Origin of the sequence: Dokdonella sp. (assembly GCF_049593775.1) — a bacterium.
Classification (GTDB): domain Bacteria; phylum Pseudomonadota; class Gammaproteobacteria; order Xanthomonadales; family Rhodanobacteraceae; genus Dokdonella.
In genome coordinates this window covers 1-13,927 of sequence record NZ_JBAWHJ010000096.1, presented here as the reverse complement: position 1 = coordinate 13,927, position 13,927 = coordinate 1, and the positions used below count along the sequence as shown (strand labels likewise).

8 protein-coding genes are annotated in these 13,927 nt (G+C 59.9%); 2 read left to right on the top strand and 6 right to left on the bottom strand.

Annotated features, from left to right (window positions below):
* The 6 genes from WBP53_RS03355 to WBP53_RS03330 form a co-directional block, all read right to left on the bottom strand.
* The coding region (locus tag WBP53_RS03355) for a hypothetical protein (RefSeq protein ID WP_423925926.1) at positions 1 to 1,981 on the bottom strand (1,981 nt) is incomplete at its 3' end.
* 16 nt (positions 1,982 to 1,997) lie between these two features.
* Positions 1,998 to 3,821 (bottom strand): hypothetical protein, encoded by a 1,824-nt coding sequence (locus WBP53_RS03350; RefSeq protein ID WP_423925924.1) that lies wholly within the window; start codon positions 3,819 to 3,821, stop codon positions 1,998 to 2,000.
* Position 3,822: 1 nt separating this feature from the next.
* Positions 3,823 to 5,844 (bottom strand): heme-binding protein, encoded by a 2,022-nt coding sequence (locus WBP53_RS03345; RefSeq protein WP_423925922.1) that lies wholly within the window; start codon positions 5,842 to 5,844, stop codon positions 3,823 to 3,825.
* Between the two features lie 74 nt (positions 5,845 to 5,918).
* On the bottom strand, positions 5,919 to 7,598 hold the full coding sequence (locus WBP53_RS03340; protein ID WP_423925920.1) for a hypothetical protein: 1,680 nt from the start codon (positions 7,596 to 7,598) through the stop codon (positions 5,919 to 5,921).
* 60 nt (positions 7,599 to 7,658) lie between these two features.
* A complete protein-coding gene (locus WBP53_RS03335) occupies positions 7,659 to 8,564 on the bottom strand; it encodes a hypothetical protein (protein ID WP_423925918.1) in 906 nt (301 codons plus the stop codon).
* 52 nt (positions 8,565 to 8,616) lie between these two features.
* On the bottom strand, positions 8,617 to 11,025 hold the full coding sequence (locus WBP53_RS03330) for a cyclic nucleotide-binding domain-containing protein (protein ID WP_423925916.1): 2,409 nt from the start codon (positions 11,023 to 11,025) through the stop codon (positions 8,617 to 8,619).
* Between the two features lie 114 nt (positions 11,026 to 11,139).
* Between WBP53_RS03330 and WBP53_RS03325 the strand changes: the two genes are divergently transcribed.
* Both WBP53_RS03325 and WBP53_RS03320 read left to right on the top strand, forming a co-directional pair.
* Positions 11,140 to 13,302, top strand: coding sequence for an acetyl-CoA hydrolase/transferase C-terminal domain-containing protein (locus tag WBP53_RS03325; RefSeq protein ID WP_423925914.1), 2,163 nt, complete (start codon positions 11,140 to 11,142; stop codon positions 13,300 to 13,302).
* Between the two features lie 86 nt (positions 13,303 to 13,388).
* Positions 13,389 to 13,927, top strand: a 539-nt coding sequence (locus WBP53_RS03320; RefSeq protein ID WP_423925912.1) for a hypothetical protein, incomplete at its 3' end; no start/stop codon positions are given.

Genomic DNA, 13,927 nt, shown 5'->3' with positions numbered 1-13,927 from the left:
AGGTATGGCAGGAATAGCAAAGCATCTTGTCTTCGCCGTGCGCGCGTTCGTCGGCAGGCACGTCTGATCCCCAACGGAGTTCGTCGGTGCCGGTGCCCATCGTATGTGCGCGTGTGGCCTTTTCGTTATAGGAGCCCGATATGGGATCTGCAGTCTGCTTGACCAAACTCATGGTCCACTCGAGATCGGGTGTAACCGCCGATCGCTGGATCAGATCATCGCCGACCCATTCGAAGCGCTTCTTGCCGTCAGTATTGCGAATCAGGAGCAGGTTGGTGCCGTACTTGGATGCTGCCGGCCCGGATGTCTTCAGGGTCGGAAGCGCATCGGCCGTGCCGTGACAATCCTGGCACTGGATCTCGACGGCGCCCATGACTTCGGCCTTGAGGTAGCCGTTGCCGTGGTTGTCCTGCGCGAAATGGCAGTCGACGCACTGCATGCCGACATCGACATGGATCGACGACATGTGGACGCCTTTCTCCCACTTCTCCGGATCGTCGTCGGCAATCTTGCCGCCGTCCGCGTCAAGCAGGTTGCCCTTGCGATCGCGCTTGTAGACTCCGCGGAAATTCCATCCATGGCCGTGGTAGTCGGCGAATTGGGTATCTTTCAACTGCGGATTGAGCAGGGAGACATCCTTGAGGAAGTCCACATCGCCCCATTTGCCGCGCACTGCCGCTTCTTCCGGATTGCGGTCGAGGATCTTGCGCATTTTTTCCGCGTCGGGATACTGCTGTTCTTCCGGCCACATGAATGGGGCATCAGACTCGTAGTCCCACATGGTGTAGCCGAGCATCGAGTTGATGAACATGTTCGGCTGATGCATGTGGCAGATCATGCATTGGCTGGTTGGAATCTGGCGTGTGAACTCGTGCTTGAGCGGATGTCCCTGCACATCGCGCGGAATGGTCGGATCGACCTGCTGGCTGGCGCCCATGTTGCCGAACTTTGCATAGCCCGCCGAGTGACGTGGGTCGCGATCATTGGCATAGATCACATGGCAGGAGCTGCATCCGGATGAGCGGAAATCACCGGGGTTGTCGTTCGTGCCCATCATCCAGAGGAACGGGTCATTGAGACGGGTCTTGTGGATGTTGAGTACGGGAATGGAAACCCTCAGGCCGGTACCTGGGCCGCGGAAGGATTGCTTGAGATCGGGACGTCCGGGTTCCTCAAGGCGCTGGATCTGGCCGAACTCGTTGGGCAGGCCGATCTCGGCAAAAATGTTGTTGATGTTGCGGCCGCCACGTTCGAACACGCGGAATACGTCGCCAGGGGGAACCGTTTCCCATGCCGGCATCGGATTGATCTTCGGCAGCACACCGAGCCGGTCCATGTTTTCGTCATTGGGAATGCCGTTGTCCATGGAGATCGCTTCACCGTCGCGACCATAGGCTTCACCGAGGATCGAATGCTTGAACGGAAGAATGCCGTTGTTGTACGCAGCCGCGCCCCAGAACATTGCCGCATTGGCCATAAGGCTCTTTTCGTTCGCCTGGATGATCGGTAGATGACAGGAGCCGCAGGCTTCGCGCGCGATGCGAAGGTCACCTGGATTGACGAAGCGCACGAATTCGGGGGCTTCCTTGAGCAACCAGGTGTAGCCGCGCTCCGGGTTGGCACTGGTTGGCCACTTTTCCGGGAATCGCGGCAGAACATGTGCCGACTCCATGGCTGAAAGGTATTCGACGCTTTCCTTGCCGCCGCCTGGTGCATTCACGCTTGGGTTGCCGCCATGGCAATCAGTACAGCCGAGCACGACGGCCGGGCTTGCATGCATGGTCTTGCGGTCAGTTGCGGTATGGCAGGTGATGCAGCCCGATGACTTCTCGTCGGCCTGTGGCCAGGTCTGGAATGCCGGCGCGTTTGGCGCAGTCACGTATTCGCGTTCGACTTCCTTGGCACCCCCGCCTGACGCGAGGACAGAACCTGCCCATGGCAGGACGATGGCAATACAGATGGCAGCGATGGATCGCTTCATTGTCTTGCGCGCCCCCTTAGTACGTGAGAATCAAGTTGCCGAGCACCGTGTAATAGGTGGTGTCGGTTCCATACAGGTCTTTCAACGCCTGGCCCGGTAGCAGCAGGGCGCCGGAAAGGCGAAAGATGATGTTTTGGGTGAATTTCGGCCGATATATCCATGAAAGCGATACATCGGTACCGATGTTCCTGCCGACACTCGACGTGGCCCTTGCCGTCTTCAGGATTTCGGTATCGTCGAACCAGAGTTCGTTGATATTGGTCGAGATGCGCGACTGTGGGGTGATGTCGAAGTCCGCACCGATACCGATCAGGTTCAGTCCCGGGTTGTCGAAATTCGACTGGCCCTGTTCCTTGGACGAGCGCAGCGCCGGCAGGATGGCGTTGCGCCCACCCAGAGTCACTCCGCCGCCACCGATCAGGGGAATATTCTGGCGGATCCAGTAGCTGGAGTCGGCGCCGGCGAAGATCGGATTCTCGAAGATTGCGTCGTAGCCGTTGGAGACATCGTCAAACGGATCATCGTCACCACTGGCCCATGCCAGCGAGCCGCGCAGGCGAATCCAGTCAAAGTCCATCGAAGCCTCGGCAGCAAAGAACCCTGCACGGATATCGGTTTCTTCGGCGACGAAAACGCCATTCTTCTGGTTGCCGATCGCGGCGTAGGCCGAGACAGTGAGATTCAGGCGTCCGATGTGACCATCACCGTTGTAGCCGATGTAGCCGACATCATAGGTGCGTCCTGCTTCGCGTCCCAGCGCTGCCGGGCGCTGGATGAATCCGTTCGAGTCGTAGAAGCTCGAATCTTCACGATTGCGGTTGTAGGCAACGATGCCTTGCGAGACGAAGCCGATGAATGGCCAATCCTGGCGATAGACGCTGGCTAGGAAGATGTCGTCATCACGGAGCGGCTCGGTAATGTCGTTCAGTCCGGAGTTGATGTCCTTCTCGAGACGACGGAACCAGGCCAGGTTGTACTGCCAGCGATTGTTGTCGCGATTACCGAAAAAGCGCACACCGAGCTGGTTGTCCTGGAACAGGAAACCGCGGAAGTCGGCAGAGAAGGGCTGGATGCCTATGCGCACTTCATCAACGTCGTAGCGTGACGATGCAGTGCGGTAATCCTTGGTGAAGAATAGCTCCTGCACGCCGATGAATCCGTCATCGCGATTGGTACCGAAGGTCGGATCAATCTGCAGTGCGCGGACCTCTTCCGTGTGCACATAGTTGTAGTTGAAAGCGAGCGTGGCCCTGAATTCGTAGTCTGGCGGCTTGAAGGCCGTATCGCCCTTGTAGATCAGGAAGCTCGTAATCAGGGTTTCCGCGAAGATGACCTGATTGGTCTTGCCAAGGACGTCGTTGGAGCCCGGAGATGGGCCCGACTGCGGGCCAACCGGTGTCGGGATGCCGCGCGGTTCCAGCAAGGTGTCGGAAATGCCTGTGAAGGCAAAGAACCAGTCTTCGCCGTGAAACGGCTTGTCACCCTTGAGGATGTTCTGGTTGTACGGGTCGTACCACGGCGTATCGGCGCCGAGCGATTCCATGATGCGCCAGCGATCCGGCACCGGTATGAAATTGCCAACCTGATCGATCGGAGCCGGATTCAATGCATCAGGATTCTGTTCGACGAACATGGGCAATGGTTCGGGAGGATGCCCTGGCCGTCGACGCGGAATCTGCGACTGGTAGGGATCATAGGTCGGCGCTGGCAACAGGCCGATCAACTGCAGCCAGTTGGCCGGCACGCTGGATCCCTGCGCCAACGCGGCAGGGGCGTTGAACGAAAGCGCGGCGACCAGTGTCGTGGTCAGGACAGAGCGGCGGAAGTGTGCGTTGTGCATGTCACTTGCCCTCGCATACGTACTGCTCGGTAGAGTTCAGGAACGGCGATTGTGGGCACTGCACATAGAGCAGGCGTGCCCCACGCGGAACCAGCGTATCGGCACGCATGGTGGTTGGTGCATTGCCAATGGCGCCACCCAGCGCGACACCGGCATTGTGCAAGCCGAGGAAGGCGACCAGGTCACTCTGGTCAGTGCCATCGCCCGAAGAGCCGATCGCGCCAACCAGAACACCATCGCGATAGATCGGCACGCTGCCGCCAAACAGGGTGAAGCCATTCGGCAGGCGGTCAATTCCCGTGCAGTTGCGCGGCGAATCGGAGAGCGGGTCGACGACATTTCCATCAATGGTAACGGTGAGGCCAGCCTGCTGCAGGTAGTAAGCCACGAACAACGCAATTTGCGTGTAGTCGAGGTCAAGCTCAAGACCGGTATTGAATACGCTCCATTGGTCAATCGGAAGGCTGAACGGGCCGGGCGGCCGGCCTTCAACGCCATCTGGATAGAACGGGCGGGAAAGATTGCCGATCGCGCGATTCGAGTAGGCGATCGATCCGTCAGTCAGTGCGCCGGGTTGCGGGATGAAATTCTGCAGTGCAGTGACGAAGGTAGACGGATCACTGGTGCCTGACGAATTCAGTGCGACCACACCGTTGGCGAGATCAAGCGTGCTTGAGAAGAAGGTGACAGGCGGTACCGCATCGATGTCTGCTGCGGCATAGCGGCTGGAGAAAAATGCTGCCGTGCGCGCCTTCTGGGTGGTCACGTCGACGGCGTCCACGAGTGCGTCTCTTGATCGCACGATACCGAGCACTACTCCGTTGGTATCGACTACGACGACCGTCTCGCCGGCGGGGGAGCCCAGTGGCTTGCGCACCTGTGCGCGCGTCTTGTTGGCAATGGCCAACGACTCGCTGAGCAGGGTCAGTACTTCGTTGGAGGTCAGGGCATTGGGGCCGTCCGTGCCATCGATCGGCGGAAAGCGGTTGACGTTGTTGTTGTCGACTACGACAAAGGCGTCAAGCCCGGGGAACAGCGTCGGCTCAGGGCGAATGCCGGATTCCGGCTGGCCGAAGGCCATTCCGCGCGCAATCGTTCCGCTGAAGAACTCTGGTATCGGAAACACGGCGCCATCACCCGGCCCCAGCGACGTATACGGCGGCGCTGTTGCCGGATCCCTGGCCAGATCGCTGAATTCGAGATCCGCGTAGCGCAGGGTCAGGCCGCCAGCCGTGATGGTGTCAGCCTGGCGGTCGAGCGGGGCGGCAAAGCCATAGGTGCCGGCGACGGCAATGATTTCGTCGATATTGGTGTCGATATCTCCGGCGAACCTGTCAACGCCGTAGATGGGATCCGCGGATATGCCGACGGCACCCACCGGAACCCCGGCCTTGTACAACGGCAGGCCACCGGGATCAGCGGCAAGGCCGATTGCCGTGCGATGCGGTCCGGCATCCGGGCCGACGCCGTTGAAACGCTGGCTGATATCGGAGCAGGGGAGCTGCGAGAACTGAACGCCGAACAATGGACCGGAAGGGGCGGTTATATCGCCAGGATTGAAGTGCTCCTGGGCGATCTGGCCTGCGGTGCGTGAGCCGAAAGCATTGCCCTCAGATGAAAAGTAGATGGACGTGACCGCTTTGGAAATGGCAGTCAACTCGCTGGGCACGTCCAGGCCTTCAAGGCCTCCCGAGATGCCGCTTTCTGAACTGACTTTCTGGGTCAACGGTGCGCCGGTCATGCGGTAGGCACCAAGAACATTGCCAACCCGGTCGACCACGGTAATGGTCGCAGGCATGCCTAGTGCCTGTGCTTCGCTGACGGCCTGAGCGATGACCTGCTCGATATCCGCGACTGTCAGGAAGGAATTGGCATTGGCACAGGATCCTGCGCAACCCGAATCGCCGTTTCCGACAGGTGGGGCCGGATTGGTGCCGACACTGCTCCCCGAGTTGCCTCCGCCACCACAGGCCAAAAGCAAAGAAACGCCAAAAAGCAGCGTGCCGAATCTGATAATCCCCATTCGTCCTCCCATCGCCTGCACGAAGCCAGCATGCGAAACCCTGACCCGATCATAGCTTAGTCAAGGGATGAGGACTATTTCTGCTTGTCCAAAGTCAGTAGCGGCGAGCGGTGATAAGCGTGGCAAGCGATGCAGGTACTGGCTACTTTTCCCTTCGCATGGGCCCCGGCATGGCATTCGCGGCAGTTGTCAATTCCGGGAATTAGCAAATCATTTGATGCCTGCGAAACCGGTGCGCCTTCATGGCAATCGATGCAGGCCTTGGTCTCATGTTTCGAGTGCTTGAAGTCCGCTTCGACGTACCAGATGCCCGAGACGCGGACCGGCGCGACGCGCCAGCTGCTTTCTCCGGCGGCTGGCGGACTGATTGAATGACAGGTTACACAGGCCTTCCCGGTAAACAGGGTACGTGCCGATTCGCGTGCACGGTCACGCGCCCATGCGAGAGCCTCAACCTGCTCCTGGCGGGACAACGGTGGTGATCCCGGACGCCGCCGGACCTGCACGACGGTTGGCGCGCGCGCATCGGTATAGCCGCCTTCCAGGCCGCGTCTGGCGTAGTACTCGTCCAGTGTGTAGGTCACCGCCTCGACGTTGGCGTGTGGCACTTCGCGTTCGGGTGCCAGGGTATCGAAACCAAGCTTGTGGCACTCGTGGCACATCGTTTCGAACTTGATCGGCTTCATGGCTGCGCCAGCCACGTCAGTCTGGTGGCAGCTTTCGCATGTCAGCGTCTTGCGGCCGTTGGGCGTATTCAAGCCGTCTTCCTTGAGGTGCTTCTCGTGGTTGAACTTCAGGCCGGAGTTTTCCTTGAGTCCGTTGGCCCAGATCATTGATTTTGGCGTGAACTCTCCATTCGCGTTCCAACCCGGCAGGTTGACGTGGAATTCCGGGTGGGCATTGCCGAAATCACTGATATTCGCGATCTGGCTTGCACCCTTGGTGCGCTCCTTGATGTCCGAATGGCAGTCCGCGCAGAGTCGCTGGTCGGTGCTGACCATGCCGCGCTTGCCGTTGTGGTCCTGGTGGCAGGTTCCGCAACGCGCATCACCGAGCTCCGGAATATTGAACAATGCCGGATCTGCATGTGCCTTGGTCTTGACGTGGCAGGACGTACAGGCGCTGTCGCGAACCATCAGGAACGCGTTCTGGTGGCAGCGCGTGCAATCTGTGGCGAAGAACTGGTGGGCAGCGTCAATTTCGCCGGGATTCCAGAACGAAGTGCTTGGCAGGGGTGACCGCAGCAACACGTCGTTCAAGCCCGGAACGACATGTGTTGCGGCCGGAATCAGCAGGCCGAAGATGAGTACGAGCAGGAAACCTATCCATGATGGCCAGCGCTTGCCTATCCAGGTTTGCGAAAGGCTGGTCGGCTTCTTGCGCTTCGAGCTGATCGCGGCCTGCTCGCTCTTGTCGATGGTCGAGACCTCGACGCCGGCATCGTATTCGCCGCGGGCCTCAAGCAAGGTCAGGCGAGTGGATCCAAGTTCGATGACGGCCCCGGAGCCCACCGTGATCGAATAGGTGATCTCGCCATTGACGCGGATGCCGGCAATGATCAGCGATTCGACGCGATATTTGTCCTTGCCGACTGCAGTCACGCTGGCGTGGTTCAGCGCGGCACGCAGGTCGGGCAGGAAAATGGCCTGGTCGGACGCTCGTCCGATGCTGAGGATTTCACCGAAGTGGGTGTCATCTTCGTAAGAGATCGATCCCTTTCCCTTTTTCAGGACGCGACGAATCAGCCAACGCATGGTTCTGGCCTCACGGTGCGGGTGCTGGGACTGCTGCAGATCATCGCTTGGCCTGGGTTCCTACCAATAGAAGAAAACGGAAATGATGTGCCCGATCAGGGCGGCGAGCAGGGTGACCGACATCGGAACGTGGATGTAGAGCCAGATCTCCATGATCGCCTGATACTGGATATCGCGAGCCACACGCGTGGCGAGGCTGCGCTTGCGCGAAAGCATGTCGATCAGCTTGCGCAGGGCCTCAGACTGCTTGTCATCGGCACCGCCAGCCAGAAAATCGACCATGGCAATGATGGTCTGGCCGGCCTGCAGCGGCGCTGGGCCGGCACCGAGCTGGGTATCGCGCTGCACGATGGCCTGGCGGATGCGCGCAATGGCGATGTCCGACCCGTCTCGAGCGCGCAGCTGAGTCCAGACTCCACCACCCAGACGCGTGTTCTCGATCGAGCGCAGCACGACGGCATGGATTTCCGGTGCAATGCCATCGGCCAGCGCCAGTGCGTTCTGGTCGATCTCGTGGATCTCGTCGAGCATTGCGTCACGTGTCGCACTTTCGCGATTGCGCGTCATCAGGGCCGGATAGCGGAGATAGGTGTAGACCCCGAAGAAGCCGCTGAATATCACCACCATCATGAGTACGAGAGTAAAGGTGTGCAGGTTCCAGCCAAACTGGAAGCCACAGTGCAGAAGGGCGAGCAGGATGAGAATCGTGCCGAGATAGATGTGCGCCGACAGCCAGCCGCGTGTGCTGCCCATCGTCGTCGTATAGCTGCGCTTGCGGATACCGAACATCATCAACCAGACGATCAGCAATGCGGCGATCGTTCCCAGCGTGTAGCCCAGCCAGGTGCCACCATTTGGCGCCACGCTCGGTTCATGCCAAACGTAGAGAATGATCGAAACGATGCCCAGCGCCAGTGAAATCCACAGGTAGCGGGATCGTGCATGGGTCAGGATGGAGTCGTGCACGCTGCGCTCCTATTCCTGATCCGGGCTGGTGCGCGCTGCGCAAGCCGTGGGTTCAGCGTCTCGATTGGGCATAGGCCGGAAACTCCTCTGGGCTGATCCGGATCGCCGCGCCGGTCGGGCAGGCGCGCACACAGGCTGCGCCGCCATTCTGGTCCTTGCACATGTCGCACTTGACCGCTTTCTTGGCTTTCGGATCCTTGACCGCCTTTGGGTCGTACGGCGCTTCGCCGGGGCCGGGGCCGCGGCCGAGCAACAGCCATTGCAGCAGGCCAGGTTTCTTGGGTGGCTTGCTTGCCATGTGAATCACACCATAGGGGCAATTGCGTTCGCAGTTGCCACATCCGATGCAATTGTCGGCAATGAATACCTCGCCATTCGGTGCGCGACGCAGGGCATCCGGCGGGCAATCCTTCATGCAATGTGGATGCTCGCAATGTCGGCAGGATGTAGGCACATGGACGTTGGCGAACGTAGGGCCGGCTTCACGATCAAGTCGCGAAGTGCCGCCGTGGGTTTCCGCGCAGGCCTTCTCGCAGTTGTCGCAACGAACGCACAGGGATTCGTCGATGAGCAGGATGTCGGTGGCTTCGCCGGCACCCTGTGCCATCAGGAAAGAGATGATGTCGCCGCCGCCGGGCAGTGACTGCATGGCCAGGTTGGCCGACGTCCGTTCCTTGAATTCCTTTTGTAGCCGAAGTCGGAGTGCCGGGATGCGACTCAACAACTTCTTGAATGCGGCGCCATCCAGGCGGATGGTTTCCGTGGCAATGGCGGCTCGTGCGCTGGCCGAACGTCGGGATTCGCCCATGAGTGCCATCTCGCCGACATAGTTGCCCGCGGCAACATAGGTCAGCACGATGTCCTTGCCACCGATATTGCGCGATATGGTCAGTGAACCGACGCGCACGAGATGCAGGCAGTCACCTTCGTCACCTTCCTTGAAGACATCCTCGCCTGCCTTGAACTTCTGCAGCGTGGCACTGCTGGCCATTTCCATGAGTTGCTCGGTCGTGGCCTCCGACGCGAAGCGTGACTGGATCGCCCTGATGATGAAGACCCGGTCGATTTCGGCCTTGACCGCCTCGACCGAATTGATCAGCCGGTTCATCGAGCGACGCGGCGTTTCAACAAGGATGCAATTCGGCCCGGCCTTGACTGTGGCCGAACGCCGCCGCCCCGATATCAGACTCATCTCGCCAAAGAATTCGCCACGGCGCAGGACGACAGGCGTCGGGCGGCCTTCCACTTCAATGTGGACCTCGCCCTCGACAATCGAATAGAAGCTGTTGGTGTAGTCGTTGCGCTCAAAGATGACCTCGCCCGCCGCAGGCGTCCGTATGTCCGAATCCAGCATGAATTCGCGCATCTGCAATGGCGTGATGTGCGACAGCACCGGCACGTTCTTCTGGATCTGGGCCAGCGCCTGATCGACGCTCCCAATTCCCTTGAGATTGGTGAACTTGGCCTTGAGCAGGGGCGCATCAGCCGGTTCGACGGCGGTGCCGGTGATGTACTCGATGACCTCATAGCCCTGGTTCATGGCCTGCTTGATCAGCGGGTAGCCGCCGAGGGCACCGACGATGTAGAGCCCCTTCACGTTGGATTCGTACTGGGCGCTGATGGCTGGAACCGATGCCGGATCCTTGTTCGGGAACACGACCCCGCAGGCTTCGACAAATCCGCGCGGGGCGGTAGCGCCGAGTCGCGCGATGACGCGGTCGAGCAGGATTTGCGCTCGGCCATTGGCGGTATTGAGAATCATGCGGCCCGGTTTGCGGCCGGCGCTGAGCGCTTCGACCTTCTCGGGCGTCGAGTTGTAGTAGCACTCGATCAGGCCATCGTCGATGGCCTTGAGGATGGCCTGTTCATTGCCCTTCTTTGCGCGACCGAATTCATCCTTGCGATTGACGATGACCACGTTGTTCTGTTTCGCGAGCGCGACTGCGTTCTCGATGGCTGCATCGCCGGCGCCCACGACGACGATCGTCTCGCCTTCATAGGCTTCCGGATCGTCAAGCTGGTACTGCACGAAGGGAAGATCTTCGCCAGCGACGCCGAGCTTTCGCAGGTTGCCCTGCAAGCCGATGCCAAGCACGACTGCCTCAGCTTCGATGCTCTTGCCGTTCTTGCACTTGATATCGAAGATGCCATCGGCACGCCGTTCTATCGCGGATACCTCGTGCTGGTGCCGGACGTTGATCTTCAGGTTCGCTGCGGCTTCATCCCAGCCGCCGAGAATGGTTTCGCGCAGGCCGGCGGAGAAGGGTATCGGAGAGCGCAACGGCAGGATGCCGGGCTCGTCCATCACGTATTTGCCCTTCTGGTAAAGGTAGATCGTGTTGGACAAATGCGGTTCGGCTTCGAGGAGTACGTGAGACTCCTTGCGCTCGGCTGCGCGCGCCGCCGCGGACAGGCCGCCTGGGCCAGATCCGACTATCGCGATTTTGAACCGTTCACCCATTGCGCCCCTCCGGTCGATCCCGATCATACCCAAGCTTGCCGCCATCGTGGGTGTCAATGCGCAAATGCGTACCGCGAAGCAGTAGGATGCGACAACAGGCAGAACGAGTCACGCATGCAGCCAATTGAGCAACTTGAAGACATCGATGCCTGCGTCGAACGCATTCTGCATGCATGTGGAAGTCATGTCGTGCTCGCGACGCCACTGGGCCTCGGCAAGCCGAATCGTCTGATAAACGCCTTGTATCGACGCATCGTAGCCGACCCGTCGCGGCGCTTGACCATACACACGGCGCTTTCGTTGCGAGTGCCTGAACCGGCGAACGATCTGGAGCGTCGATTTGCGGAGCCATTTCTCGCGCGCCAGTTCGGAGCAGACTATCCACACCTGGAATATGCAGTGGCAATGGCAGCGGATCGGCTGCCGGCCAACGTAAAAGTGCATGAGTTCTACTTCCAGTCCGGCGCGATGCTCGATTCCACCCAGGCGCAGCGCAACCACGCGAGCCTCAACTACACGATGGTTGCAAAAAGTCTGGCCAACGCCGGAATCAACGTTATCGCCCAATTGGCGGCGCGGCGCGTGCAGGGCGCTGCAACGCGCTACAGTCTTGGTTGCAATCCGGATATCACGCTGGATTTGATGGATTTGTTGCGTGCAGCCGGTGCCGAGTTGCCACTGTTCATCGGCGTGGTCCATGACGAATTGCCGTTTCTCGGTGGTGATGCGGACGTCGGCAGTGGTGAATCGCTGTTCGACATCGTTCTGGATGCGCCGGGGCAGCCGCAAAGACTCTTCGCGCTGCCACGCGAGGACATTGAAGATGTCGAATACGCGATCGGTCTGCATGCGAGCACTCTGGTGCGCGATGGCGGCACCCTGCAGATCGGCATCGGGGCCCTTTCGGATGCGCTGGTGCAGGCCTTGCTGCTGAGGCAAGCGGAAAATTCCAGCTATTGCGAGGTCATCGATTCGCTTGGTGCGGATGATGGGCAGGCCAGGGCTGTTGCCGACGTTGGCGGCCGTGAACCTTTTATCCGCGGGCTTCACGGTTCCAGTGAGATGGTCATGGATGGTTTCATGCATTTGCGCAGAAATGGGATCCTGGTGCGCAAGGTGTATGAGGATCTGGCGCTGCAGCGCGCACTGGATGAAGGCGCAGTCGGTGAAAGGCTGGGGTCGGGCGACGTGCTTCGGTTGCGAAATTATGATGTGTTGCCAGCGCGCGTCTGCGCTATCGAACTCCTGCGCCTGGTTCGCTTCGGTATCCTGCCCGAAGACTGCCAACTGGATGGCGATCGATTGCATTTTCCCGACGGCAGCAGCTTTCCAGCCAATCTTGATGATGCCGAGGCGCAGGCAGCCTTGGGTGCCATCATCCATGGGCGAGACCTGCGTGGTGGTCGATACCTCAACGGTGGCTTCTGCCTTGGTTCGTCGGAACTGTATGAGTGGCTTTCAGGATTGAAGGGCGAGGAATTCGAAGGGCTTTCGATGAATCGCATTTCCGAGATCAATCAATTGCAGCGTGGACACGAGGCCCTGGCCCGGCGGCAGCTCCGCGAGGCGCGTTTTTTCAACACGTGCATGATCGCCACGGCACTTGGCGCAGCAGCTTCGGATGCGATCGAAGATGGTCGCGTGGTCAGCGGCGTTGGAGGCCAGTACAACTTTGTCGCGTTGGCGCACGAGCTCGATGACGCGCGTTCCGTCCTGTTGTTGCGTTCGACGCGCATGTCCAATGGAAAGCTCACATCGAACATTCGATGGAATTATGGTCACACGACCATACCGCGTCATCTGCGCGATATTTACGTCAGTGAATATGGCATTGCCGACCTGCGCGGCAAGTCGGACGAGGACTGCGTGCTGGCAATGCTTTCGATTGCCGATTCGCGTTTCCATCAATCACTGGTCGAGCAGGCGATCAGGGCACGGAAATTGCCTGTGGATTTTCTGATTCCAACCTCCTGGTCAAGGAATACGCCTGCGAATTTGCGCGAACGGCTGAACGGCGCGCATTCACGCGGGCTTCTGCCGGCCTGGCCATTTGGCAGCGACTTCACGGCGGTCGAGCTGCGTGTGCTGGCGGCGCTGGGCTGGTTGAAGTCTGCCATTGCGCGACCGCGATCCTGGCCGCAGCTTCTTTCGGCCCTGCTTGCGCCCGGGCCTGTGGACGCGGATGGTCTGGCCAGGATGGATCTGCTGCGACCGGAATCCGTGCGAGACCGAATCCTGGCGCGACTTGTGAATGGGGCGCTGCGGCGCACGGAGTGATGGCAACAGGTGAGCGGGACACTGACGGGCCCGATTTTTGCTAAGTTACGCGAGTCCTCGTATTTCCCAGGATCGGGATTGAAACCATGAGTGAGTACCACCGCCGCCTGTTGCGTGACCTGCCGGACCGGCGGGCCCCCAAGGCGGGTGATTTCAACACCGAGGCACGTGCCGTTCGAAGCTGGATCGCGGCCTTGCCGCTGGCCAATTTTTCGGCCACGGCACGCATGCTGGTCGAAGCATTGAAGGCAATGAACCGCCTTCGCACTTCGCCTGTAGAGCGACTGGAAGCGCTCGAAGCGCTGCGGGTCCCGGTTACCCAACTGGCCGGATTGGTCGACAAGCAAATTGTCGGTGCAAGTTTCCCTCTGCCGCCGCAGCGTGCGGAACTGGGCATTCTCGCCCAGGAATTCCAGAGTGAACTCGCGCTCGGCTACCGCATCGTGCTCTATGATTTTTGCGCGCCCAATGGCGGTCTTCCGCTATTGCGAAGAAAACACGTGGCGCTTTCGGCCGTCCGCGCACTCGTGCACGGGGGCGCGCGCCTGCACAAGGCCTACCTGTTGTACCGGACGCCGCCACAAGGCGCGTGGCAGGCCTTGCATGACACGTTTCGTTTCATAGC